Annotated in this window: 19 protein-coding genes and 1 tRNA gene; 4 read left to right on the top strand and 16 right to left on the bottom strand. The window is 68.9% G+C overall.

Translation table 11 applies throughout. The annotated features are described in order from the left end of the window. Positions 1 to 12 precede the first annotated feature (12 nt). The 9 genes from thrB to EDD31_RS14650 form a co-directional block, all read right to left on the bottom strand. A complete protein-coding gene (gene thrB, locus EDD31_RS10810) occupies positions 13 to 909 on the bottom strand; it encodes a homoserine kinase (RefSeq protein ID WP_123304162.1) in 897 nt (298 codons plus the stop codon). 14 nt (positions 910 to 923) lie between these two features. Then, on the bottom strand, positions 924 to 2036 hold the full coding sequence (thrC, locus tag EDD31_RS10805) for a threonine synthase (protein ID WP_123304161.1): 1113 nt from the start codon (positions 2034 to 2036) through the stop codon (positions 924 to 926). Further along, positions 2036 to 3325 (bottom strand): homoserine dehydrogenase, encoded by a 1290-nt coding sequence (locus EDD31_RS10800; protein WP_245991133.1) that lies wholly within the window; start codon positions 3323 to 3325, stop codon positions 2036 to 2038. The genes thrC and EDD31_RS10800 overlap by 1 nt, the downstream gene beginning before the upstream one ends. A 107-nt stretch (positions 3326 to 3432) precedes the next feature. Then, positions 3433 to 4053, bottom strand: a complete 621-nt coding sequence (locus EDD31_RS10795) for a hypothetical protein (protein WP_123304159.1) — start codon at positions 4051 to 4053, stop codon at positions 3433 to 3435. Further along, on the bottom strand, positions 4050 to 5354 hold the full coding sequence (locus tag EDD31_RS10790; RefSeq protein ID WP_123304158.1) for a hypothetical protein: 1305 nt from the start codon (positions 5352 to 5354) through the stop codon (positions 4050 to 4052). Before EDD31_RS10790 ends, EDD31_RS10795 begins: the two co-directional genes overlap by 4 nt. Position 5355: 1 nt before the next feature. Then, positions 5356 to 6015: an ABC transporter ATP-binding protein gene (locus EDD31_RS10785; RefSeq protein WP_170163277.1), complete on the bottom strand. Its 660-nt coding sequence runs from the start codon at positions 6013 to 6015 to the stop codon at positions 5356 to 5358. Positions 6016 to 6291: 276 nt separating this feature from the next. Beyond that, a complete protein-coding gene (gene lysA, locus EDD31_RS10780) occupies positions 6292 to 7749 on the bottom strand; it encodes a diaminopimelate decarboxylase (RefSeq protein WP_123304156.1) in 1458 nt (485 codons plus the stop codon). Continuing rightward, complete coding sequence (argS, locus tag EDD31_RS10775) at positions 7749 to 9419, bottom strand: arginine--tRNA ligase (protein WP_123304155.1); 1671 nt, start codon at positions 9417 to 9419, stop codon at positions 7749 to 7751. Before argS ends, lysA begins: the two co-directional genes overlap by 1 nt. Before the next feature lie 131 nt (positions 9420 to 9550). Beyond that, positions 9551 to 10858, bottom strand: a complete 1308-nt coding sequence (locus EDD31_RS14650; RefSeq protein ID WP_148058933.1) for a hypothetical protein — start codon at positions 10856 to 10858, stop codon at positions 9551 to 9553. Between the two features lie 217 nt (positions 10859 to 11075). Between EDD31_RS14650 and EDD31_RS10760 the strand changes: the two genes are divergently transcribed. Both EDD31_RS10760 and EDD31_RS10755 read left to right on the top strand, forming a co-directional pair. Then, positions 11076 to 11151 (top strand) — tRNA-Arg (locus EDD31_RS10760). A gap of 59 nt (positions 11152 to 11210) precedes the next feature. Beyond that, positions 11211 to 11714 carry an NUDIX hydrolase gene (locus tag EDD31_RS10755; RefSeq protein WP_148058932.1) on the top strand — a complete coding sequence of 168 codons (504 nt, stop codon included), beginning with the start codon at positions 11211 to 11213 and terminating at the stop codon, positions 11712 to 11714. Between the two features lie 112 nt (positions 11715 to 11826). On the opposite strand, the gene EDD31_RS10750 is transcribed toward EDD31_RS10755, so the two are convergent. The 5 genes from EDD31_RS10750 to EDD31_RS10730 all read right to left on the bottom strand — a co-directional run bounded on the left by EDD31_RS10750 (position 11827) and on the right by EDD31_RS10730 (position 22391). After that, a complete protein-coding gene (locus tag EDD31_RS10750; protein WP_123304151.1) occupies positions 11827 to 16014 on the bottom strand; it encodes a DUF5979 domain-containing protein in 4188 nt (1395 codons plus the stop codon). A 402-nt stretch (positions 16015 to 16416) separates the two neighbouring features. After that, positions 16417 to 16728 (bottom strand): MoaD/ThiS family protein, encoded by a 312-nt coding sequence (locus EDD31_RS10745; RefSeq protein ID WP_211336108.1) that lies wholly within the window; start codon positions 16726 to 16728, stop codon positions 16417 to 16419. Position 16729: 1 nt separating this feature from the next. Beyond that, entirely contained in the window at positions 16730 to 17872 is a 1143-nt protein-coding gene (gene moaA / locus EDD31_RS10740; protein ID WP_123304150.1) for a GTP 3',8-cyclase MoaA, read from the bottom strand. Between the two features lie 59 nt (positions 17873 to 17931). Continuing rightward, positions 17932 to 18594 carry a GDSL-type esterase/lipase family protein gene (locus EDD31_RS10735; protein WP_342768045.1) on the bottom strand — a complete coding sequence of 221 codons (663 nt, stop codon included), beginning with the start codon at positions 18592 to 18594 and terminating at the stop codon, positions 17932 to 17934. Then, positions 18591 to 22391 (bottom strand): multifunctional oxoglutarate decarboxylase/oxoglutarate dehydrogenase thiamine pyrophosphate-binding subunit/dihydrolipoyllysine-residue succinyltransferase subunit, encoded by a 3801-nt coding sequence (locus EDD31_RS10730; RefSeq protein ID WP_211336192.1) that lies wholly within the window; start codon positions 22389 to 22391, stop codon positions 18591 to 18593. The genes EDD31_RS10735 and EDD31_RS10730 overlap by 4 nt, the downstream gene beginning before the upstream one ends. A gap of 444 nt (positions 22392 to 22835) precedes the next feature. Here EDD31_RS10730 and EDD31_RS10725 point away from each other — a divergent pair, with 444 nt between their 5' ends. Together EDD31_RS10725 and EDD31_RS10720 are read left to right on the top strand one after the other, a co-directional pair. After that, positions 22836 to 23753, top strand: coding sequence for a M23 family metallopeptidase (locus EDD31_RS10725; protein WP_170163276.1), 918 nt, complete (start codon positions 22836 to 22838; stop codon positions 23751 to 23753). Between the two features lie 3 nt (positions 23754 to 23756). Further along, positions 23757 to 24557: a glycerophosphodiester phosphodiesterase family protein gene (locus EDD31_RS10720; protein ID WP_148058931.1), complete on the top strand. Its 801-nt coding sequence runs from the start codon at positions 23757 to 23759 to the stop codon at positions 24555 to 24557. Here EDD31_RS10720 and EDD31_RS10715 read toward each other — a convergent pair. Together EDD31_RS10715 and EDD31_RS15130 are read right to left on the bottom strand one after the other, a co-directional pair. Further along, positions 24549 to 24992: a molybdenum cofactor biosynthesis protein MoaE gene (locus EDD31_RS10715; RefSeq protein WP_123304146.1), complete on the bottom strand. Its 444-nt coding sequence runs from the start codon at positions 24990 to 24992 to the stop codon at positions 24549 to 24551. The genes EDD31_RS10720 and EDD31_RS10715 overlap by 9 nt on opposite strands. A 95-nt stretch (positions 24993 to 25087) precedes the next feature. Next, entirely contained in the window at positions 25088 to 25165 is a 78-nt protein-coding gene (locus tag EDD31_RS15130) for a 50S ribosomal protein bL37 (RefSeq protein ID WP_425453727.1), read from the bottom strand. Positions 25166 to 25242: the final 77 nt, after the last annotated feature.

The following is a 25242-nucleotide window of genomic DNA, read 5'->3' as shown; positions in this document are numbered from 1 at the left end:
ACCAGTACCGCGCTAGAGCGTGACAATCTCCGCGCCGCGGCGCGCCACATCCGGGTGGAGCACGCGCCAGCCGCGAGCACTCAGTGCCTCACTGGTGGCTGAGTCGAGTGCCTCAAAGACCAGGACCGACGGGCCTGCGCCGGAGACCACGGCGGGCCATCCGGCTTCACGAAGAGCGGTCACAGCTTCGAGGGTGGGGGCCATGACCCCGGCGCGCCGGCTCTGGTGGAGGCGGTCAGCAGTGGCGGGCAGCAGGAGCTCAGGTCTGCCGCCCAGGGCCAGGATGAGCAGGGCCGCCCGGGAGATGTTGAAGGTGGCCTCCACCAGCGGAACGTGTGTGGGCAACGCCTGGCGTGCGGCCGAGGTCGACAGGCGCTCTCCGGGCACCAGCACCGTGGGGCGCATACTCTCGCCCAGCGGCACCCGTTCCGCATGCGGGCCCTCGCTGTCGCTCCAGGTGAGCGTGGCGCCCCCGTGGATGGCCGGTGCGGCGTTGTCCGGATGTCCCTCGAACTCTGTGGCGAGCGCGAGGATGCGTGCGTCGTCCAGCGCCTCGGGCTCGGAGAGCATGCCCCGCGCGGCGAGTAGACCGGCCACCACGGCGGCCGCGGAGGATCCCAGGCCGCGCCCGTGCGGGATGGCGTTCCGGCAGTGCAGCTCCAGGCCCGCTTGCGGGGCGCCGGCGGCCTCCAGGCCTGCGCGCACCGCACGCACCACCAGGTGGCTCTCATCCGTCGGCACCTGGCCGGCCCCCTCGCCGTCCACGTGCACCAGCGATTCGCCGGCGATCGCGCGCACGGTGATCTCGTCCCATAAGCCGAGGGCGAGGCCGAGCACGTCGAAACCGGGGCCGAGGTTCGCCGAGGTGGCGGGAACTCGGACGAGCACCCGGTCTCGCACGATGCGCACTGCCATCAGCGCGCCTACAGGCCGAGCGCGCGGACGACGGCCGGCAGGTCTGCCGCGATCGGCTCCGAGGCCAGCTCGCCGTGGCCGCCGGTGTGGTGCGCCAGAGCGGTGACGGTGTCCTTCAGGCCGTTGCCGGTCACCGTGCAGACCACCGTGGCGCCGGCGGGAACCTCCCCCGCCTCCGCGCGGGCGAGCAGACCGGCCACCGAGGCGGCCGAGGCGGGCTCGACGAAGACGCCGGCCTCGGCGGCCAGCAGGGCCTGGGCTTCGAGGATCTCGAGGTCTTCCACGGCGTCGATGCGGCCGCCCGAGTCGTCCCGAGCGGCGGCGGCGAGATCCCAGGAGGCCGGCGCGCCGATGCGGATGGCGGTGGCCACGGTCTCGGGGTGCTCAACGGGCGCGCCTTTGACGAAGGGCGCTGCCCCGGCGGCCTGGACGCCCCACATTTGCGGCACCCGGTCGGTGACGGCCTCGGGGAGGTCGTTTGCTGGGAGCATCGAGGCGGCCGTCGCGCGGCCGGCGTACTCGCTGTAACCCAGCCAGTAGGCGGAGATGTTCCCCGCGTTGCCGACCGGCAGCACGTGGATGTCGGGCGGGGCGCCGAGCGCATCGACGATCTCGAAGGCGGCGGTCTTCTGGCCCTGGAGCCGGTAGGGGTTCACCGAGTTCACCAGCGCTGCCGGGTAGTCCTTGGCCAAGGCGCGCGCGAGGTTCAGGCAGTCGTCGAAGTTACCGTCCACGGCCAGCAGGGTGGCGCCGTGCACCACGGCCTGGGCGAGCTTGCCCGCGGCGATCTTGCCCGCCGGGAGGATGACGGCGCAGCCCAGTCCGGCGGCCGATGCGTACGCGGCGGCCGAGGCCGAGGTGTTGCCGGTGGAGGCACAGACGACCAGTTCGGCGCCCTCGGCCACCACCTGGGTCATGGCGGTGGTCATGCCGCGGTCCTTGAAGGAGCCGGTGGGGTTGGCGCCCTCGACCTTGAGGTACACCCGCGCTCCTGTGCGTTCACTGATCGCATGGGCTTCGACCAGCGGTGTGCCGCCCTCCCCCAGCGAGACCGCGCGCTCGGCATCAACCGGGAGGCGGTCGTGGTACTCGGCGATGATGCCGCGCCAGAGGTGGGCCATCAGTATCCTTCCACGGCGGTGACGGAGACGACCCGGTCGACCGTCGGCTCGGCCTCGAGGCCGGCGACGGTGCGTGCTAGGGCAGCCTCGGTGGTGGTGTGGGTCGTGATGATGACGTCTGCTCCCGGTGAGCCGGCCACACGCGGCTGGCGCACGGCCTCGATGGAGACGCCCTGATCGCCGAAGATCCCGGCGACGGCGGCCAGCGTGCCCGGCTCATCGGCCAGGCGCACAGTGACCTGCGCGCGGGCGGGCACATGTTCGGGGTCGAGCAGCGGCAGCGCGGCGTAGGCGGACTCCCGGGGGGCCTTGCTGCCCCGGACTACGTGCCCGGCGGCGGCCACGATGTCGGAGAGCACGGCCGAGGCGGTGGGTGCTCCCCCGGCGCCCTGGCCATAGAACATCAGGCGCCCGGCAGCCTCGGCTTCGACCACGACCGCGTTGAAGGCGCCACGGACGGCGGCAAGGGGATGCGCCTGGGGCACCAGGGTGGGTCGGACCTGGACGGAGACGCCGTCTGCGGTGCGCTGGGCAACAGCGAGGAGCTTGAGCACGTTGCCGTCGGCGCGCGCTGCCGCGATGTCAGCGGCGGTGATGTGGCGAATACCGGTGGTGGGGACATCGTCGAGGCCCACGCGGGTGTGGAAGGCCAGGGAGGCGAGGATGGCACCCTTGGCGGCGGCGTCGTGGCCGTCGACGTCGGCAGTGGGGTCTGCTTCCGCGTAGCCGAGTGCCTGGGCGGCAGCGAGCGCCTCCTCGAAGCCGAGGCCCTTGGTGGTCATCTCATCGAGGATGTAGTTCGTGGTGCCGTTCACGATGCCGGCCACGGAGGTGATCTTGTCGCCGGCGAGCGATTCACGCAGGCCGTAGACCACGGGGATGGCGCCGGCTACGGCGGCCTCGTAGTAGAGGTTGCCGTTGCCTGCCTGAACGGCGTCGTGCAGCTCAGGGCCGTGGGCCGCGACCAACGCCTTATTGCCGGTCACCACGGTGCCGCCGGCGTGCAGGGCACGCAGCATGTAAGAGCGGGCTGGTTCGATGCCACCGATGAGCTCGACCACGATGTCGGCGTGGTCGATGACGGCTTCGGCGTCCTCGGTGAGCAGTTCCCGCGGCACCCAGGGCGCACGCTCGGCCGAGGCGTCGCGCACAGCGATGCCGGTGAGCTGCAGCCGTGCTCCGGAGCGGGCCACCCAGTCGTCGCCGTGCTCGGAGAGCATGCGCACCACCTGGCTGCCGACGGTCCCGCAGCCGAGGAGGCCGATAGTGACGACGCCATCCGTACTCAATGCAGGGCCCTTCGGTGGTGGATCGGTTGCCGCCTCAGCATAGGGGCGGTACGGCGAGACCCGGAAAGCCATCCGCCAGCTGGGCGAATGACGCCACGCACTGGCGGTTAGTCGGCCACGAACTCCTGGCGGCGGGTGGTGCCTTCGTCCCAGCGGGCGTAACAGATCACGGCCAGAACCACGGCGAGGCCGGCGGCACCGAACAAGTACGGACGGGCCGAGCCGTTGTAGACGATGTTGGCTTCGTAGGGCACCAGACCGGGGACGCTCATCAGCGCCACAAAGAGCACCGAGCCCAGCGCCCCGTAGGCTGAGCCGACCGCGACGGCGATCAGCACGCCGAGCGAGATCAAGAGCATCCATAGCGCGAGGAAATGAGCGATCGGCACACCCGGCGGCAAGAGCAGCAGTGGGATCGCACCGGCGACAGCGCCGACGCCGACAACCGCCGCGATCCGCAGAGTGCGCACCGGCGCCAGGGGACGGCTGGCGTTCCAGGACAGCCATGGAGCGGGTTCGGCAAGAAGTGGAAGAAGGACCAGGCCTGGCAGGCAGAGCGCCATCGCTCCCAGGTGTTCGAGGGGCTCGTCGAGAGTCATGCCGTCGGGGCGGACCCGCACCCCGCCAACGCGCGAAGCCACGGGCACGAGGCACCACACGGCCACCAGTGCCAGTAGTCGCCGCAGTGTGACGAGCCTGGAAACGAGGAGCATGCGGAGCGTGGTCACGGCAGCTCGATCGACTCCAGCTCGCACTCGGAGATAGCTTGAGCCGTCCGCTCCCACCACTGCTCCTGCACTGCCGCGGGCTCGCTCCGGAAACCCTCAACGGCACGGATGACCCCCTCCTGCGCAGTCCAGTCGCCCGCCCAGTGCTGTTCGGAGGGGTCGAGGTCCATGTCAAGCCGCCACCAGGTGCGCCACCACTCCTCCAGATCTCCTATGACCTCGCTCCACTCCTCAGCTCCGACCACCAGAATGCAACGCAGCAGCAGTGCCTCGCCCAGCCCGACGGCAAAACGCTCCTCATCGATCCGCAGCGCCTGCGAGGTGTTCCCACTGAGGGGTGGAGCGACCACCGTCCCCGGCTCTGTGACGCCGTGCACCGGAGACTCACTCACCACCCGATCGGGCCACAGCGCCTCGGGAACACGCTCGAGCGTGTCTCGGGTAGCCGCGTGGTATTCCTCCAGCACCGTTTCATGAGAGTGGGGAACGCAGACCTCAGGCGACGAGCCGACACACACCTCCTCATCCGGCGCGCTTCGCTCCTCAACCGCCGGACCGACAACCAACAGGGCCCCGAGCGCGATCAGCATGCCCAGTGTGGGGAGTTGAGCAACTCCCCATGCGCGGAGCGCAAGTGCCGAGAGTGTGGCTGCTGCTGCACTCCAGAACGCGAGCTGCGCAGCCAGCATGGGAAGCGTCGGGATGAACTCGAGCCACGAGCGCTGGTCGATGATCACGATCCCACCCAGGCGCGAGGACTCGATGAAGTACAGCATGAGGAAGTAGGCGAGGTAGGGCGAAATCGAGGCCAGGGGTAGGGCGATCTCTTGCCGCACCATGCGGCCCAGAAGAACGCCCAGAGCCGCCCATGTGGCTGCATACGCACATCCCGCCGGCACCACGAGGAGGAGATGCGAGGGTACGAGACTGACGTCGGCCCCCCGAAGGAGTGACGCCACCACCATGGCGACCACCAGGATCAGATGTGTCCCGATCGCCAGGGCCAGGACTGAGATGAGCACTGGACGAAGCAGCCTTCTCGGTGACGCACTGGAGACTGCCAGCCACTCCGCCGCACCCCAGCGACGCTGTTGCCCGGCCAGGAACGCTCCGAGCCCGCCGCAGATCATCGGTGTGAGGATGAGCGGGAGCGTCGACAACGACAGCGTGGTCGGTAGGACTCCGAACCATCGTTCCGAATGACTCCAGACCATCACTCCGCTGGCCAGAAGCGCGATGGCGCCACTGCCAGCCAGCAGTGCCACGGGTGAGCCGGTGTAGAGGGAGACAAGCTTGGTCATGTCAGCTCGTGGTCTCCAGGACGTACCGACGAACGACCGCACCTGCGGATTCGCCAAGTGCCTGGAGTTCGTGGGAGTCGAGTTCATGCACCAGAGCACCACTCCCGATGACGGCGACCTTGTCTGCCGCCGAGACTGCCTCGTCAACCGCATGGGTGGACAGGAGGACGGTCACGCCATCGAGTGCACGCACGATCCGGAGCAAGTGCGTCTGCTGCGCGGGATCGAGTCCGGAGTTCGGTTCGTCCAGCACGAGCAGCGGCGGCGCCTTGAGGAGCACGGCCGCCAGGACTACCCGTTGACGTTCACCACCGGAGAGTGTGCCAATACGCCGAATCAGAAAGCCACCGATGTCACAGCGGTCCACGACCTCAGCGATCCGCCGCTGAGTCTCCTGCCGAGGGATCTCATAGAGCCATGCCGAGTAACGCAGAAGGCGGCCGACCGTCATTCTGGGGTGCACCCGCGCATCTTGCGGTAACCAGCCGAGCTCGCGATGATGCGCTGTGAGGGCTCCGCCGTCGAACACGTCCAGACCGTCGCGGAGCACGCGTCCGGCGCTAGGTGCGGTGAGCCCGCAGAGGATCCGCATCAGCGAGGTCTTTCCGGCGCCATTTCGCCCGACGAGTACCGTCAGGCCAGGGTTGAGACTGAAGGTCACGCCCGTGAGAATCTCTCGCCTACCCACTCGCCAGCGAACGTCATCGAAATCGACCGTCGACACGTACGCCCCCTCGGCTAGCTTGCACTGACGACCACGATATCCGCCCGCAAGCCGACGCCGATCAGCGACCGGACGATGCGAGCGCGCCCTCGGGCATGGAGCCTGCCGAGACACCGTCGCCGTCATGAGTCATGACCTCGTCCTTCGGACGAAGTGGGCCCGTCCACGTCATGTCGCACACAGGCTAGCGTTCGTGCGCGAGACGGGGGCTGGCTACCCGAGGTCGAGGGCGAGCAGATCCTCGAGGGTTTCGCGGCGCATGATCGGCCGGACCTGCCCCTCGGTCACCGCCAGTACCGGGGGGCGGGGCACCAGGTTGTACTGACTGGCCATGGAGCGGCCATAGGCTCCGGTCGCCGGCACGGCAAGCAGATCGCCCGGGCCGATGTCGGCGGGCAGGGCGACGTCGTGCACCACGATGTCGCCGGACTCGCAGTGCTTGCCCACCACGCGTGCAGTGACATGCTCGACCGCGCTGGTGCGGTTCGCGAGCGCCGCGGTGTAGGCGGCGCCGTAGAGCGCGGGGCGGATGTTGTCGCTCATGCCGCCGTCGACGGAGACGTAGAGCCGCTCTCCCCCGCCGTCGAGCGCGACCGGCTTGACGGCGCCCACGCGATAGAGGGTCAACCCGGCCGGACCGGCGATGGAGCGGCCCGGCTCCACCGAAATCCGCGGGATCTCGGTACCCAGTTCCGCGCATACGGCGTGCACGATGGTCGCCAATCCGGTGGCGATCTGCGCCGGGCTGGGCGGTTCATCGTCCGCGCCGGTGTAGCGGATGCCGTAGCCGCCGCCGAGGTCCACCTCGGGCATCAGGTGCCCGGTCTCCTCGGCGATCTCGGCGCGCAGCTGCAGCACGGACCGGGCTGCGGCCTCGAAGCCGGCGAGGTCGAGGATCTGGGAGCCGATGTGCGAGTGCACGCCGATCAGGTTCAGCGACGGCGCGGCGAGGATCTCCTCGAAGGCTTGCCGCGCGGCACCGGAGGCCAGCGAGAGGCCGAACTTCTGGTCCTCGTGCGCGGTGGCGATGAAGTCGTGCCCGCCGGCATGCACCCCAGTCGTCACTCGGACCATCACCGGGGCCCGGACCCCGCGCTCGGCGGCCAGAGCGGCGACGCGCTCGATCTCGCCGAGGGAGTCGACCACGATGCGACCCACCCGGTGCTCGATCGCGGTCACGAGTTCCTCGTCGGACTTGTTGTTGCCGTGCAGGCCGATGTGCTCGCCCGGCACGCCGGCCCTCAGCGCCACGGCGAGCTCACCGGCAGTGGAGGTATCGATGCGCAGGCCCTCGGAGTGCACCCACCGGGCCACAGCCAACGAGAGGAAGGCCTTGCCCGCATAGTAGACATCGGCGCCGGCCAAGCCTTCGCTCTCGGCAAAGGCGGCGGCGAAGGCTTCGGCGTAGCTGCGGGCGCGGGCGCGAAGATCGGCCTCATCGACCACATAGGCGGGTGTGCCGTGCTCAGCGGCGACGGCGCGCAGGTCTGCCCCGGCGACGCTCAGGGCGCCGTCGTCGCTGCGGCACACGCCGGTAGACCACACGCTGGCAGGGCGACCGTCGGGCTCGGGAGCAGGGCGCGCGCTGGTCACCGCTTCAGCGGCGACCTCGGCGGCCGCGTCGTGTGCGCCGTCGGCGAGGACGCCGTCGTGACGGGTGGGCTCGCTCATCACATCCGCTCCGGTGCGCTGACACCGAGCAGGCCGAGACCGTTGGCGAGCACCTGCGCGGTGGCGTCGTTCAGCCACAAGCGCGCGGTGTGCACGGCTTCGACGGTCTCGTCGCCGCGCGGGGTCACGCGGCACTGCCCGTACCAGGTGTGATAGTTCGCGGCGAGCTGCTCCAGGTAGCGAGCCACCCGGTGCGGCTCACGCAGCTCGGCAGCGTGAGCGACCACGGCTGGGAACTGCCCAAGCGCCGCCAGCAGGATCGATTCGGTGTCATGGGTGAGCGTCGAGGGGTCGAAACCCTCCCGGCTCACGCCGTGCTCGGCGGCGTTGCGCGCCACGTTGCGGGTGCGGGCGTGCGCGTACTGCACGTAGTAGACCGGGTTGTCGTTGCTCTGCGAGGTGAGCAGATCCAGGTCCAGGTCAATGTTCTGATCGGAGGAGTAGCGGGCGAGGGAGTAGCGCGCGGCGTCCACGCCGACGGCGTCCACCAGATCCTCGAGAGTGACCACAGTTCCGGCACGCTTGGACATCCGCACCGGCTGGCCCTCGCGCACGAGGTTCACCATCTGGCCGATGAGCAGCTCGAGGTTGACGTGCGGGGTGTCACCGAAGGCCGCGCACACCGCCATCATCCGGCCCACGTACCCGTGATGGTCCGCGCCGAGCATGATGTAACAGCGGTCGAATCCGCGCTCGCGCTTGTCGAGGTAGTAGGCGATGTCGCCCGCGATGTAGGCGGTCTCCCCGTCGGACTTGATGATGACGCGGTCCTTGTCGTCACCGAAGTCGGTGGTGCGCAGCCAGGTGGCTCCGTCTGCCTCGAAGATGTGACCCGCCTCGCGCAGCCGGGCGATTGCCCGCTCGACGGCGCCGGACTCGTGCAGGGAGTCCTCGTGGAAATAGACGTCGAACGTGACGCCGAAGTCCGCGAGCGACTGCTTGATCTCGTCGAACATCAGCGCGACCCCGCGAGCGCGGAAGACCTCGATGGCCTCGGCGTCCGCCAGGGAGGCGGGCGCAGGCTCACCAGCGGCGTCGGCGTCAGCGGTCACTCGCGTCGCGATGTCCTCGATGTACTGCCCGCCATAGCCGTCCTCAGGTGCCTGCTCACCGCGGGCACGGGCCAGCAGCGAGCGGGCGAAGCGGTCGATCTGGGCGCCATGGTCATTGAAGTAGTACTCGCGGGTCACCTCGGCGCCCGAGGCGGTCATCACCCGGGCGAGGCTGTCCCCCACAGCCGCCCAGCGCACGCCACCGATGTGGATCGGGCCGGTGGGGTTGGCGGAGACGAACTCCAGATTCACGCGCTCCCCGGCGAAGGCCTCGTTGCGGCCATAGGTCTCGCCCGCCTCGACGATGCTGCGAGCGAGCTCACCAGCAGCCGAGGCCGCGATGCGCAGGTTGAGGAAGCCGGGCCCGGCCACCTCGGCCGTGACGTCCTCGGTGGCGTTCAGCCGGGCGGCGAGGGTCTCGGCGAGCGCCCGCGGGTTCGCGCCGGCCTTCTTGGCCAGTTGCATGGCGATGTTCGTGGCCCAGTCGCCGTGCTCCCGCTGCCGGGGTCGCTCCACCTTGGGCTCGGGCACGTCGTCGGAGGCGAGAGCGATCTCGCCTGCGGCAACGGCGTCGAGCAGGACGGAGCGGATCACGGCGGAGAGCTGTTCTGGTGTCACCGGTCCACCCTAATCGGGCACACGGGTGGCCCACCACGAGCACGGCGCGCTCCCGGTCACAATCACCGTGGTGACTGCGCCGCGAACGCGCCGTGGCGGTCCGGCCACCGTACTGCTGCTGGCCGCTTCGATCAGATGGAGAGGTCGAAGAAGAGGTCCTCGACGGCGATGACGTCGCCGGTGCCGGTGAGCACGATGCCGCTGTCGGTGGTCCAGACCACGAGGGCGTCGGCGCGGCCTTCGGTGGCGTTCTCGACGTCGACGTACCAGCGCACGGTCCCCTGGCCGGAGAGGTAGACGGCGTCCTCCGTGACGAGCTCGTACTCGCTCTCCTCCGAGAGCATCTCGAAGAACTGGTCCTGTTCCTCGATGCTCTCGAACGCCGTCGCGGTCAGCTCGACACTCTCGTCCTCGCGCGAGAAGGTGCCCTGAATGGCCTGGCGTGCCCCTTCGTCCATGCCGCGGTCGTAGGTCGCCCAGTCACCCTCCTGCTCGAAACCGGACTCGGCATCTCCGGTGACGACCAGGAGATCCTCAAGGTCCTCGTCCGTGACCACGAGTTCGTCGATGCTCGGGCCGTTCGGGTCACCCTCGTCGCCACCGGCACCCGGGCCGAGGTCGTCCTCGGTCGCCTCGTCTTCAGGAAGACCCTCGTCCTCGGTGGTGGCGGGATCCTCGGGAGTGGTCTCCTCGACGTCGGGCTCGGTGGCCGTCGCCTCGCCGTCGGGAGTGGAGCTGTCACCCCGTCCGAGCAGGATGGCCGCGACGATCACGATCGCGATCACCGCGATGCCGACCAGGATGAGCACGGGAACCAACCACTGCTTACCTCCCCCTTGCGGAGGCTCGCCCCCCGGACCGTCGGGGCCCTGGGGACCGTACGGGCCGTGGGGTGGCTGCGGGCCGTATCCACCGGGCTGCGCCGGACCCTGGGGGCCGTACCCGGACTGCTGAGTGCCATAGGCGGGCTGCGGCGCGCCATACCCCGGCTGCTGGCCGGGGGCATGCTGGCCGGCCGGTGCGTAACCACCAGGTACCGGGCCGACCGCATCGGGCCCGGCCGCAGCACCAGCGGCGTAGCCCGCTCCAGGCGCCTCGGCACCCGAGCCGGTCTGTGGCGGCTGACCGTAGGGCGGCTGACCTCCCTGGGAGGGCTGCGCATCCTGCGGCGGCTGGCCATAGGGCGGCTGACCGCTCTGCGGGGTCTGGCCCTGCGGCGGCTGACCGTACGCAGGCTGCCCGCCCTGCGGCGGCTGACCGTAGGGACCGTGCTGGGAGTTCTGAGCGTACGGGTCAGGCTGACCGGCCGGCCCAGCAGGGGGCGGGGTGGCGCCGGACGGCGCCGAGGCGTCCTGTCCAGGTCCTGCCTGTCCGGCGTCGGGCGTGGGCTCAGCAGCAGGTTCCTGCGGCGTCTTGGGCTGGTCCGGTGAGGTGGTCATGGCTCCTACTTCTGGCCGGGTCCCTGCCCCTAGGCCTGTCGACTCAGGCTCAGGCTAGACGGCAGTGCGCGAAATGTCGCATGACAGGCTCGCCATTCCTCGGGGGCGAGGCCGCCGTCACACCGCAGAAGGGCCCCCAGCTGGCTCGGGGCGCCGTGACCGCTGGTAGCATCGCTACTCGCCGCCACGCCCGCCGGAGATCGCTCCAGGCAGACCGGCCCCGTTAGCTCAGTGGATAGAGCGTCTGCCTCCGGAGCAGAAGGCCACAGGTTCGAATCCTGTACGGGGCACCAGGCACTCGAGCCCCCGCCGCTCCCCGGCTGTGGCGCTGAACTGGCTCTACGCTGATCTCATGCCGACTCCCGATTTCATTCTCGATCTCCGTCGACGCATCGGCACCGAGCTGTTATGGCTCTCCGGTGTCACGGGCGTGGTGCTCGATGAGGGCGGACAGGTTCTTCTCGGCCGCAGGAGCGACAACGGCCTCTGGGCCCTGCCGTCCGGCATCCTGGAACCGGGCGAGGAACCCGCGATGGGTCTCCTTCGTGAGATCACCGAGGAAACCGCCATCATCGCCGAGGCCCTGGCCCTCACCCACGTCTCAGTCGGCCCGCCCACCAGCTACCCGAATGGTGACCGCACCCAGTTTCTCGACCTCACCTTCTGGTGCCGTCCCCTCTCCGGCGAGGCCCAGGTGGCCGACGAGGAATCCACCGAAGTCGGCTGGTTCGCCCTCGGTGACCTACCCGCTCCCCTCGCCCCGTCAAGTGCGGAACGGCTGGCGGCTACGCTGCGCTATCGGCACGACCCCGGTGCAGGCGCGAGCTTCGCCGGGCGAGCCGAGACCGGGGACTAGCATTCAAGCCCCCACGCCGAGCAAGCCTGGCGCCTGTGCTCACAGCGTGGAGCACGACTGATGCCCCGCGGACATCGTCCGCGGGGCATCAGTCAGTCCCTCGAGGCTACCTCTAGGTCAGCGACCCTTCGGTGCCGCGGCGACGCACGACCAGCCAAGCGCCGGCGCCGATCAGCAGGACACTCACCCCGACCAGGAACGCCATCTGTCCCAGGCCCAGGTTCGACCCAGTGACCGGCAGACCACCGGTACCCGGCTTCTCCTCGTCCTCCGGCGCGGAGAACTCGTTCGTCACGTGGAGCTGCGCGACCTCCTCAGCGTCGGCAAGGGTGACGAGCACCTCCTCGCCCTCGAGAGTGAGGATCTCGTCGTCCGAGCCCCACTCCACGGAGATCCACTCGACGCCGTCGGGTAGCTGAGCCTCGCTCGCGCCCTCGTGCAGACGCACCTCGGTGCCCAACAGCACCTCCTCGATCACGACCGGCTCATCGGCGCTGACCTCGACCTCGCGCTCCTGCTCATCTCCCAGCAGGTCGACCCAGGTCACGGTGACCGGGAAGGTGGCGTCGGCAGGAACGAGGTCCGCGCCTTCACCGGAGAGGTGCTTGGCGATCTCGACCGCCCCGCTCAGCTCGGTCACGCTGTTGGTGAGCGAGACCTCAGCCGAGGTTCCAGCGGCCACGGTCAGCACGGCGGTGCCGTCCTCCGCGTCCGCCACGGCGTCGCCATCCCACTGCGGAGCATTCCAGACGAAGCTGTCGGAGTCGGACACGTCCAGCTCGGTGAGGGTCACGTCGGTGCCGTGCGCGAGTTCCTGCCCGAAGGGCACGACGCTCCCGTCGGTGGGCACCGAGATCTCCTCGGAGTGCGAGGTGAGTTCCTCGTCCACCCAGGTGGCCAGCACGCTCACCTCGTTCGGGACGTCCGCGTGACCCAGGGCCACGCCGAGAACATCCTTGCTGAGTGAGAAGGTGCCGGGAGCCCACCTCGCCTCGTTGGTGATGGTCACCAGGACCACCGCGTCGGGCTCGTCGGAGACGATCACCGTCGCACTCCCGTCGCCGTGATCCTCCGCGCCGTCGCCGCTGATGGTGATATCACCCCAGTCGACCGTGCTGTACTCCGGGCGCTCGCCCTCGGTGATGAGCAGATCGGTGCCGGCGAGGAAGTCCTCCTCCAGCACGACCTGCTCGACCGCGTTGATGTCGACGTCGAGCGAGTGCTCGGTGCCCTCGATGTCGGTCCACTCGATGGTGACTGGGAACTCGGTCTCGGGAGCGATCTCCCCAGCGGCCTCACCGCTGATGGTCTTCAGCAGGCTGATGCCGGCGGTGGAGGTCGCGGCATGGTTCTCCACGGAGACCAGTGCGTCGTCGTCCTCACCGATCGTCACCACGGCGATGTTGCCCTCGCTGCTCACGCCGTCGCCCGACCAGGTCGGCTCGGCCCACACGATCCCGGAGCCGTCCTCCAGCGGAACCTCGGTCAGCTCCACCTCGGTGCCGACCGGGAGCTCCTCACCGAAAGGCACCGAGGTGCCATCGGTGGGCAGGGTCAGGGTCGCGTTCTGCTCCACGTCGCTGAGGTCCGTCCAGCTGGCGAGGACCTCCACCGATTCCGGCACGGCCGGGTTCTCGGCCTCCGGTCCGCTGACCTCCTTGGCCACCGCGAAGGTGCCCAGGGTGTAGTCGGCGACGTTGGTGACGGTAATCAAGGCCGGCTCCTGCACGTGCCCGGCCTCGACCGTGATCTCGCTCGGGGAGATCACCGGCTCGCCCCAGGTCACATAGGTGCCGTCCTGCAGCTCGTCCTCGGCGAAGGTGACTGTCGCCCCGACGGGCAAACCGTCGAGCACGAAGCCCTCACTTTCGGAGATGGTGAAGTCCACGTCCTCCTGGGCGGGGAAGTCCTCACCGAGTTCGCTGACGTCGACCTGGGCCGTCACGCCGAACTCGCGGCCCTCCTCGACAAGGTGAGCCGCCGGGCCGTCAACGACCTTCTCGATCTCGAGAGCGCCGGTCTCGGCGAGGTTGGTGAGTTCCACCAGCACATTGGCCTGCGGGGTGAGCTCGACGAGCGCACCACCGTCTTCCAGCGGCGTCACGCCCTCGGTGTCCGCGAAGACGGGCTCGCCGAAGACGACGCCGGGGATGTCCGGGAAGTCCGTCTCGGAGACCACGATGGTCCAGCCGTTGCCGCGCGCGTTGAATCCCGCAACGGGCTCGCCGTTCAGCGGGATGTCGAGGGTGTACTCGTGGTAGACCTCGTCGCTGTCCGGAGCGAACTCCTGCACGGTGACGGTGAAGATCGCGTCCTCGGGCACGAAGTCCGCGCCAGCGGTGTCCGCGAGGTCCTTGACGATCTCAACCGAGCCACGGGCGACGCCCACACCGGTGCCACCGGCGCGGTTGCTCTGAGTGACCGTGTGCTCGGAGGAGAAGAATCCGCCGCCGGAGATGTCATTGCCGTACTGGGTGCCCTCGACGTCCATTCCGCCGCTGGTGGTGCAGGTGGTGTAGCTCAGCACGTACCGGTACTCGTGGCTGAAACCGGTCGCCTCCCCACCGCCGGGCAGCTCAAGCGTGGGCTGCTCGATGGTGAAGGTGAGGGTCTTCTCCTCCGACTCGACCGTGGTCAGGTCCAGCAGGTCGACCGTGGCCAGCCCGCCACCAGAGATCTGGTCGCGTGCCTCGACCCGCAGATTCAGCGCCGTGGCCAGATCGCCGTCGACCTCACAGACCTGGTGGGCCTCGGTAAGCACGTCGGTCAGGATCAGGTCGCTGTCCAGGTCGGCCAGCACCTCGCCGGGGATCTCCACCTCCCAGGAGAGCGTGGTCTGCGGGGCGAAGGTCTCGCCGCCGATCTCGACCGGCTCGGAGTTGATCCAGCCATTCTTGCCTGAGGCCCGGTCCGGGACGCGGGCGTCGCCGGTGACGATGTTCCCGTCCACCGAGGCCTCGTTGCCGAAGGTCGTTCCACCCTCTGGCAGTCCGTCGGTGGTGGCGCAGGTGTCGTAACGGATCAGGTAGCGGTAGTCACCGCCCTGGAACTCAAAGTCCGAATCGCTGGGGATGGAGAACTCGATCGCGAAGTTCTGCCCGTCCGTGATCTCGATGGCCGCATCGAGCTCGATGTCCTGCCGGCCGTCCCAGCTCGGACCGTACAGCTGAATGACGTGCAGACCCTGCACGTAGTGGTCGCCGTTCTCATCGAGGCACAGGGCGTGGTCCCCGCTGAGCGAGTCCTCCAGGGTGAAGGTCTCTTCATCAGCGAGCAGGCTACCGGGAACCTCGACGGTCCACTCGATCTCACCATCGCGGTACTCGCCGCCATGGACCCAGCCGGACTTCCCGGTGCCACCAATCGCCCAGTCCTGCTCCACTCCGATGACGCCGGTGGACTCGCCCTCCACCACTGCCTCGTTGGTGTACTCGGTACCCTCCGGGTCGATCTGACCATCGGGCGTGCAGGTGGTGTAGGAGATGCGGTAGGTCACCTCAGTGTTGAAACCGGCCTCCGGCTCGGTGAGCTCGACGGCGAAGTCGTAACCTTCGACCTCGTGATTGATGTCGGCGATATCGGTGACATTGTTGACGTCACCACCGCGCACGGTCTCGACGCGCAGCTGCGGGTCATCGCAGAGCGCGTGATTGTCGCTCAAGGTTTCCAGGACCTGGACAGGGTTGTCATCCGAGCTGGCCAGCAGACTGCCCGGAATCTCGATCTGCCAACCCATTTCCCAGCGGTTGTCCCGCATGTGGCCACTCTTGGTGACCTCGTCGTCGATCTCGATACCGTCACCGATGCCGCCATCGCCCGGGACCTCGACCCAGCCGTCCTGGCCGTTGAAGTCGAAGAGGACCTCATCCTCGATGGTGGTCTGCTGCGCGGTCACCTCCAGCTCGAAGCTGCCGTGGATCTCGTCCCAGTTCGCGACCTCGTCGCTGAGCGTGCACAGCACTTCGCCGGCGCCCGGATCGGTCAGGCAGCTGCCCCAGACGACGGGGCTCCCGTTGCCGTCGACGCCCTGCAGGTCGAAGGGCAGCGCCTGGTCGAAGCCGAGCTCGTCCGGCAAGCCGATGTAGAAGGTGTCGCCCGGTGCCGGGGCAGCATTGATGGCGTCCCAGGTCCCCGCGAAGCTGAGGGTGTCACCGAGTTCCACCTGGCCCTCACCGGTCCAGCTCAGCTCGCCGTCGACCACGATGCCCGGGTTGGGCTCCGCCATGGCAGGGGTGTTGATTGCCACCAGTGAAGCACCGGCGAGGATTAGGGCGGTCGCGGCGCCAAGCAACCGGCGCATTCCGCGGCCTCGCGCCCTGGACGGCGACCAGATTCCATCCGGTGACCCCGTGGGCCAAGTTCGATCTCTCACGCACTACCTTCTTCCTCGTCGATCCGCATCTGCTACTCGCGTCGCGACGAGAGTAGTAAAAGGTCGCTATATCACCTAATCGCTCGTCTATACGCAGCTGCCCGGTCACCGGCATGCCGACGCCTCTCGCAACATGAAGTGATGCATCTCTCATAGAGGCGGACCAGACCGCGGTACGAAAGTCTGGTGTGCGGGACCTCCCACAGCGTCAATGGCGATCTCCGCTTACTACTACGCCACGGCCTCGGTTCCACCCACGGCATCGAGGGCACGAGCAGCCGAGGCCGCGGCCATACCAGGGATCGGGCGCGAGTTGCGAGGGCCCGCGCCTCAACCGCCCGCGAAGGGAGGGAGGACGTCCACGCGGACCACGTCGGGCTCGGCGCCGTCATCTCCCGCGCCGGCGCCACCGGCAGGCGTGTCGCGCCGCAGCGGCGCCGCAGGCTCCTGGGTCACCACCCGCGTCGCTCCATCGACCAGCAAGCTCGAGAGCCCCAGCACCCGCAGAAGTTCGGACCCGTGCCGGTCACCCAGCAGCACCACCAGACCCGCGGTCGTCATGTCGTCGTCGACGTCGAGTGACTCCGCATCCCGGCCGGCAGCCTCAGCGGCCGCAGCGAAGTATCGCAGGTCGACGCGCATCTCAGCCTCCGATAGCGCTCATGGTGCGAGCGGGTGGCAGGAAGGAGGGATCGTCGATCCCGTGACCGGCGGCCTTGCCCCACATGGCCACGCGCCAGACCTCAGCCAGCTCCTCGTTCGAGGCGCCGCCGCGCAGCATTCCACGCAGATCGGTCTCCCCCGCGGCAAAGAGGCAGTTTCGTATCTGGCCGTCGGCCGTCAGCCGCGTGCGGTCACACGCTGCGCAGAAGGGCTCCGAGACCGAGGCGATGATGCCGACCGTTCCGCCGGGAGCGCCGTGCGAAGGCTCGACCGTCCAGCGCTGCGCGGGGGCCGAGCCGCGCTCGGCGGGGTCTCGTGTTCGCAGCGTGAAGCGCTCGGAGAGCCGGTCCAGGACCTCCGCGGCCGTGACCATGTCGCCGCGTTGCCACGCCCGCGGCGGGCCGAGCGGCATCTGCTCGATGAAGCGCAGCTCGTACCCGTGGCGTAGCGCCCAGGCGAGCAGATCACCGGCCTGATGATCGTTCACGCCGCGCAGGAGCACGGCGTTGATCTTGATCGGGCGCAAGCCTGCCGCTGCAGCGGCATGAATGCCCGCCAGCACGTCCGGAAGCCGGTCTCGCCGCGTGACGCTGGCGAAGGTCGCGCGATCCACGGCGTCCAGGGACACGTTGATCCGCCGGAGACCGGCCCTGACCAGGCCCTCTGCGCGGCGCTGCAGGCCCAGGGCGTTGGTGGTCAGCGAGGTCTGCGGCACTTCGCCGTCAACCGTGCGCAACGCGGTAGTGGCTCCGATGATCCGCTCGAGACCTTTGCGCAACAGCGGCTCACCCCCGGTGAAGCGAAGCTCCCGGACGCCGAGCTGCTGCACGGCGAGACCGATCAGGCGGATGATTTCGTCATCTGAGAGCACCTGGGGGCTGGGCATCCAGTCCATGCCCTCGGCGGGCATGCAGTAATCACAACGCAGGTTGCACCGATCGGTCAGAGAGACGCGCAGATCGGTGGCGACGCGGCCGTAGGAGTCACGCAGGCCGGCGACCGCGGGGCTCGGGGCGCCCCGCACACCATCGCCGGAGCCGCCGGAGGCACGTAACGCCGTCTCGTCACCCAGGCCCGCACGGCGGCGCCGGACACGCGGGAGGCCTAGACCGACGACGGGCATACGCCCCACCTTAGGCACGAGGCCCCGTGGACGCAGTCTGGATCCGTGGTTCGACCGCTCTAGGGCATCTCGCCCGGCACGCCGAGCCACTCGTGCCAACCGGAACGCAGGACCAGCCACGCGAGCATGCCGTAACCGGCCTGACCGGGATGGATCCCGTCGCCCGAACTCAGGTCGGAATGCCAATCCTGATGAGCACGCAGCGGCGCGTAGGTCTCCACGTAGGTGATCCCGCGCCGTTCGCACACATCGGCGAAGGCACGCGAGCGCGACGCCTGCAGATCCGCGTCGAGATCTGGGCGCGGCGGCGGACCGACCACGAAGCATCCCAACCGGGCCGATGTCGCAGAATCCACGATGTTCGCCAGGTTCAGGCGCGAGCGCGCCACCGAGAGCCCATGGACGAGGTCCGCGGCACCGAGTCCGATCACCAGCCTGTTGTCGGCATCGTGGGCGAAGCGCCGCTTGGTCTCCTCCTGCCAGCGCGCGGCCAGTGCCGTGGTGGCCTCACCCGGCACGGCCAGCTCCGCGAGCAGAATCGGTTCCTCCGGGCTCGTGCGCGCCATAACCCGGCCCGTCCACCCCAGGGCGCGCCGGTCTCCGACGCCGGCAATGAACTCGTCGCCCACCGCGCAGATCCGCAAGCGCGGACCAGCTGCCGCACTGCCGGCTCCGTCCCGGCGGCCCGTGTGCTCGGCGGGGCTTCCGTTGGCGCTACTCACCGCGCGAAGGCCCGCTCCATCAGATCTGCGTTCTCCTCCTTGTGGCGCTTGGCCGAGCCGGCCGCCGGGGAGGCAGCCGCAGGCCGGGACACCACCCGCATCTGCCGACCATCAAGTGCCGGCGCGAGGTGGTCGGAGACGAAGGTCCACGGGCCTTGGTTCTCCGGCTCGTCCTGGACCCAGATCAGCTCCGCGTCGCCATAGGGAGCGAGCGCGTCATGGACGGCGTCGATCTCCAGCGGGTAGAGCTGCTCGAGACGGATGATTGCGGTGGAGGCGTCGCCGGACTTCGCGCGACGCGCGGCGAGGTCGTAGTACACGCGGCCGGAGCACAACAGCACCCGGTCGACCGTCCCCGACTCACGCACCTCAGCTCTGACCTCGCCGATCACCGGCCGGAAGGTGCCCTCAGTAAAGTCCTCGACCTTGGATGCGGCAGCCTTGAGCCGCAGCAGCTGCTTGGGCGAGGCCACGATCAGCGGCTTGCGCGGCCGGGCATAGGCCTGGCGGCGCAGCAGATGGAAGTGGCTGGCCGGCGTGCTGGGCTGGGCGACGATCATGTTGTCCTCGGCGCACATCTGCAAGAAGCGCTCGATCCGGCTGGAGGAATGGTCAGGCCCCTGGCCCTCGTATCCGTGCGGCAACAGCAACACGAGGGAGGAGTACTGGCCCCACTTCTGCTCGGCCGAGGAGATGAACTCATCGATGACGATCTGGGCCCCGTTGGCGAAGTCGCCGAACTGCGCTTCCCAGAGCACCAGGGAATCCGGCCGTTCCACGGAGTAGCCGTACTCGAAGGCCATGGCGGCGTACTCACTGAGCAGCGAGTCGTACACGAAGAACTTGGCCTGGTCGGGCGTGAGGTAGGCCAGGGGCATCCACTCTTCGCCCGTGCGGCGGTCGTGCAGCACCGCGTGGCGCTGCACGAAGGTGCCGCGGCGCGAGTCCTGCCCGGCGAGGCGCACCGGGGTGCCCTCCATGAGCAGGGTGCCGAAGGCGAGGAGCTCGCCGAAGCCCCAATCGATACCGCCCTCGCGGCTCATGGCCTCGCGGCGCTCCAGGAGCTGAGCCAGCTTGGGGTGGACCGTAAAGCCCTCGGGCACGCGGCTGTGGGCCTCGCCCACCCGCTGCAACAGCTCCGCCGGGACCTTGGTCTGCCAGCCCACCACGGTGCCGGCGTCTTCCTGCTGCGACTCCGGGACCTCCAGGCCGGCCACCTGATCACGCTCGGGCTTCCAGCCTCCCTCGCGGGTCTCGGTGAAGGCTCGTTCGAGTTCGGCCTTGTACTCGGCGAGGGCCTGCTCGGCATCCTCCTCGGTGAGGTCGCCGCGTCCGATGAGTGACTCGGTGTACAGGGTGCGGACCGAGCGCTTGTTCTCGATGAGGGAGTACATCACCGGCTGCGTCATCGAGGGGTCGTCACCCTCGTTGTGACCACGGCGGCGGTAGCACACCATGTCGATGACGACGTCCTTGTGGAAGGCCTGGCGGTAAGCGAAAGCCAGTTCCGCCACGCGCGCCACCGCCTCGGGGTCATCGCCGTTGACGTGGAAGATCGGGACCTGCAGACCCTTGGCGATGTCGGTGGCGTAGTAGCTCGAGCGCGCCGAGGATGGACCGGTGGTGAAGCCGATCTGGTTGTTCACGATGACGTGGACCGTGCCGCCGGTCTTATAGCCGCGCAGCTGCGAGAGGTTGAGGGTCTCCACCACCACGCCCTGTCCGGCGAAGGCGGCGTCACCGTGGATGAGCAGCGGGAGCACGGAGTAGCCGTCCTCGCCGAGGTCGATCCGGTCCTGTTTGGCCCGGACCACGCCTTCGAGGACGCCGTTGGCTGCCTCCAGGTGCGAGGGGTTGGCCGCCATGTAGACCTTGGTGGTCGAGTTGTCGGGCGCGGTGTACTGCCCGGTGGTGCCCAGGTGGTACTTCACGTCACCTGAGCCCTGCACGCTGCGCGGGTCCTGGTTGCCCTCGAACTCGGAGAAGATCTGGCCGTAGGACTTGCCGGCGATGTTCGCCAGCACGTTGAGGCGCCCGCGGTGCGCCATGGCGATACCGACCTCGTCGAGGCCCTCCTGGGCGGCGTTGGTGAGCAGCACATCCAGCAGCGGGATCAGCGATTCCCCGCCCTCGAGGGAGAAGCGTTTCTGACCGACGAACTTCGTCTGCAGGAAGGTCTCGAAGGCCTCGGCGGCGTTCAGCCGGTTCAGGATGCGGCGCTGCTGCTCCGCCGTGGGCTTGGCGTAGGGCTGCTCGAGCTGATCCTGGAACCACCGGCGCTGGTTCGGGTCGGCGATGTGCATGTACTCCACGCCCACGGTGCGGCAGTAGGAGTCACGCAAGGTACCCAGGATGTCGCGCAGCTTGGCGCGATGTGTGCCGCCGAACCCGCCGGTGGGAAAGGTCCGGTCGAGGTCCCACAGCGTCAGACCGTAGGAAGTGACGTCGAGATCCGGGTGACGGCGCTGGCGGTAGGCGAGCGGGTCGGTGTCGGCCATGAGGTGGCCGCGGGAACGATAGGCGTGGATCAGCTCGGCGATGCGTGCCGGCTTGCCGAGCTCGACCAACGGATCGTGCTCGACGTCCTGAGACCAGCGGACCGGTTCGTAGGGCACGCGCATGGCCGCGAAGACGCGGTCGTAGAAGCCGTCCTCGCCGGTGAGCTTGCGGTGCATTTGGCGCAGGAACTCACCCGAGGCCGCGCCCTGGATGATGCGATGGTCGTAGGTGGAGGTCAAGGTCAGCACCTTGGAGATCCCCATCCGGGCCAGCGTCTCCTCGGAGGCGCCGGCGAACTCGGCCGGGTAGTCCATCGCGCCGACACCGACGATCGTCCCCTGCCCCTTCATCAGGCGCGGAATGGAGTGCACAGTGCCGATGCCGCCGGGATTGGTCAGCGTGATGGTGGTGCCCTGGTAGTCCTCGATACCGAGCTTGCCGTTGCGCGCCTTGCGCACGAGCTCCTCGTAGGCGCCCCAGAACTCCGCGAAGTCCATGGTGTCGGCCTTCTTGACCGAGACCACTACGAGGCTGCGGGTGCCATCCGGGCGCGGGAGGTCGATCGCCAGACCGAAGTTCACATGAGCCGGCTTGAGCACCGCCGGCTTGTCGTTCTCCAGGGTGTAGGAGTGGTTCATCTCGGGCATGTCGCCCAGCGCCTCGACCATGGCGTAGCCGATGAGGTGAGTGAAGGAGATCTTGCCGCCGCGCGCCCGCTTGAGGTGGTTGTTGATGACGGTGCGGTTGTCCACCATCACCTTGGCCGGCACGGCCCGCACGGAGGTCGCCGTGGGTAGTTCGAGCGAGACGTCCATGTTCTGGGCCGTGCGCGCACCAACACCTCGCAGCCGTTCGGTGACGTCCTCCTCCGGGAGGTCGGCGCCTTCCAGCCGGGTGACCGGCTCGGGGTACGTCTGAGTGCCGGGCTGAGTGGCGACGGCCGGCGCGGGTGGAAGATCACCGCGCATGGCATCGGTGGCTGGCTGCTCGGATCGGGGGTCCACCCGGTTCACCGCTGGTGACTCGCTCTCTTCAGATTTCTTCTTTGCCGGTGCTGACGAAGCAGCCTCGGCCTGGGCGGCAGGCGCCTTCGCCGGGGACTCCGACCCCGCCTCCGACCGCTGGGGCGCGGCCTTGCCGGAGGTCGATGCCGTCGGGGTACCGTTCCCGGCCCCCTCGCCATCGGGCTGGTGGTCGGCGAAGAACTCGCGCCAGGCGGGTTCCACCGAGGCGGGATCCTGCTGGTACTGCTCATACAGCTCTTCGATGAGCCATTCGTTGGCGCCAAAAGCCGCCATGGGGTCCTGTTCCTGCGTGGACACTCGGAGATCGCCCTCTTCCAGGGGGTGTGACAGATGTCCCGACCACCTTATCCGTCAGGCGGGGGGATCGGCCCGCCAGACGGGGCGCGACACCTGTGGAACATCTCGCTCCCCACCGTCCTGACCAGCAACTTCAAGGGCAGGTCAACCCGGGGTCAGCCACACCTTCACCAGTCGTCCGCACTTGCCCTTCCCGACCTGGAGTTGCGGTTATGGAGATCACGGGTAAGGGAGGGTGGACGCGGCGGCACTCGTGTCGTTATGGTTCTGTGACGTTCGGTCGTCCACGACACGTCCACACGAGCCTGATCCCCCTCCGGAGGTTTCCCGCCCATGCCGCATCCTGCGCCTGCTGCGCCGCCGACCCGGCGCCAGCTGCGGGAGGCTCGCCAACGCGCAGCTGAAGGTCAGGCTCAGGCAGTGGCCACGGTCATCGCCACTGTGCCGGCCCCGAACAGAGAGCACACCGGTCACGCCGATGACACCGCGACTGAGGTCTTTCTCCCCTCACGCCGGGCGATGCGCGCTCAGCGCCAGGCCACAGCAGCCCCGGCCAAGCGCAGTCACGGACAGCTCCTCTCCCGCGGCGCATTGCTCTCGGCGCTCGGCGCACTGACCATCGTGATCCCGGTGGCCGGTCTCCCCACCAGCGGTGACACTGCAGGCGCCCAGACCAATCCCATCCAGGGCGTGGCGGTCACCGCCCTGGAGGCCCTCGGGACGCCATCGAACAACTCCACCCCGGCGCTGCTCGCCGACCCTGCCGCCGCCGGGCGCGCGGCGGCCATGGAGCTCTCCCGCACCGTCGGTGAAGCCCCCTCGCAGTGCGGAAGCGGCACCACGCCTGCCAGTGGCACGCGGGCCGCCTTCGAGACCGAGATCAGCGACCAGGTGGTGATGCCGCTTCAGCAGGGCACCTACCGGCACACCTCCGGGTACGGCACACGCAACGACCCCTTCCGACGCGGGTACAGCTTCCACACCGGCACGGACTTCGCCGCACCGCTCGGCACGCCCATCCACGCGGTGGCCGATGGCGTGGTCGACTACGTGGGCTACGGCCGCGACGGTCGCTCCAACATGCTGGTGATCCTGCGCCACGAGATCCGCGGCGAGACCTTCTGGACCTGGAACGTGCACATGTACGCCCCGGGGATCTTCGTGCACGAAGGTCAAGAGGTACGTGCCGGCGAGGTGATCGCCGAGGTGGGGAACAACGGTTTCTCCACCGGACCGCACCTGCACTTCGAGGTGCACGTGGATGAGGACCTCACCACCGTCGAGCCCTTGGCCTGGCTGGAAGAGCACGGCGCGGTGGACGTCAGCGAAGTCTGCTGACCCGTGCCGGAACCGATGTCCCGGCCGCGCCCCTACCTACGCGGATCAGCGCCGATCGTGCTCGCCCACCGCGGCGGCTCGCTGGAGGCGCCCGAGAACTCCCTCGCTGCCGTCCGGCACGATCTGAGTCTCGGCTTGCACTACTTCGAGACCGATGTGCGCACGACCCGGGACGGCGTCGCCGTCCTCATGCATGACGCCAGTGTCGATCGCACCACCTCGGGGACCGGCCTACTGGCCGACCTGGAATGGGCCGAGGTCGCCACTTTGCGCGACGCCTCAGGCGCTCCCCCGCTCCGCCTGGACGAGTTGCTTGCCCACCACCCGGACCTGCGGCTGAACATCGACGTCAAGGAAGACCGTGCCGTCTCCGCACTGGTGGAGGCGGTCCGCACCGCCGGCGCGGAGGACCGCATCTGCCTGGCCGCCTTCGACCATGACCGCCTGATCGCCCTGCGCCAGGCCTTCGGGCCGGCCGTGCTCTCCAGCACGAGCCAGCGCGAGGCTGTGCGGGTGCTGGTGGCCGCGCATCTGCCCGGCCCCATGCGGCGCAGAGCCCTTCGCCGGCTCGCGAGCAACCGCTCCATCGGCTGCCTGCAAGTGCCCCCGACGTATCGGGGAGTGCGCGTGGTCAGCCGCGCCCTGGTACGAGCCGCGCACGAGCTCGGCTGGCAACTCCACGTGTGGACCATCAACGAGCCGCGTGAGATGAACGATCTGCTCGACCTCGGTGTCGACGGGTTGGTCACCGACCGACCGAGCCTTGCCCAGGAGGTCATCGCGGCCCGAGGGCACTCAGGCTGAGCCGCTCCACTCGTGGCTACCGTCCGGGAAGACCTGCCGCTTCCACACGGGCAGCCGCAGTTTCACCTGGTCGACGAGCTCCTGCAGTGCGGTGAAGGCCTCAGCGCGGTGAGCAGCGGAGACGGCGCAGGCGAGCGCGACCTCACCCACCATGAGGTTGCCGATGCGGTGAGCGACCGCCACCGCCTCAAGGGGATGGCGGCGAGCGATCTCCCCTGCGACCTCGGCAATCACCTCCTCGGCATCCGGGTGTGCAAGGTACTCGATGCCGCTGACCGCGCGACCGCGATCATGGTGACGCACGATGCCGCCGAAGGTCGCCACGGCGCCGGCTGCCGGGTCTTCCACCACGGCGGCCAGCGAGGCGACCTCCAGAGGGTCGCTGTGCATGCCCGCATGTGCCACCCGTCCAGCCGGGCATCGCTCTGCGCTCATCGCGACCTCCCATCCCTGGCGATCACACCACGATCCCGCGCAGCACGCAGAAGCGCCCGGCCACCGCACAGGGGGCCGGGCGCATCGTCATCGCCTCAGTTGGCGTTGGGGCGCTTGCCGTTGTTCGCGCCGTTCTTCTTACGGGCCTTGCGCTTGCGTCCGCGCTTGCTCATAGCGGCTCCTCTCCTCGTCGCGCTCGTTGCACGCGTCTCTCAACCGGCCAGTCTGGCACACCAACGGTCCACGGAAC

The sequence above is a fragment of the Bogoriella caseilytica genome (genome assembly GCF_003752405.1).
GTDB classification, from domain to species: domain Bacteria; phylum Actinomycetota; class Actinomycetes; order Actinomycetales; family Actinomycetaceae; genus Allobogoriella; species Allobogoriella caseilytica.
The sequence above is the reverse complement of the archived record's forward strand: the minus strand, read 5'-3'. Positions and strand labels throughout refer to the sequence as shown.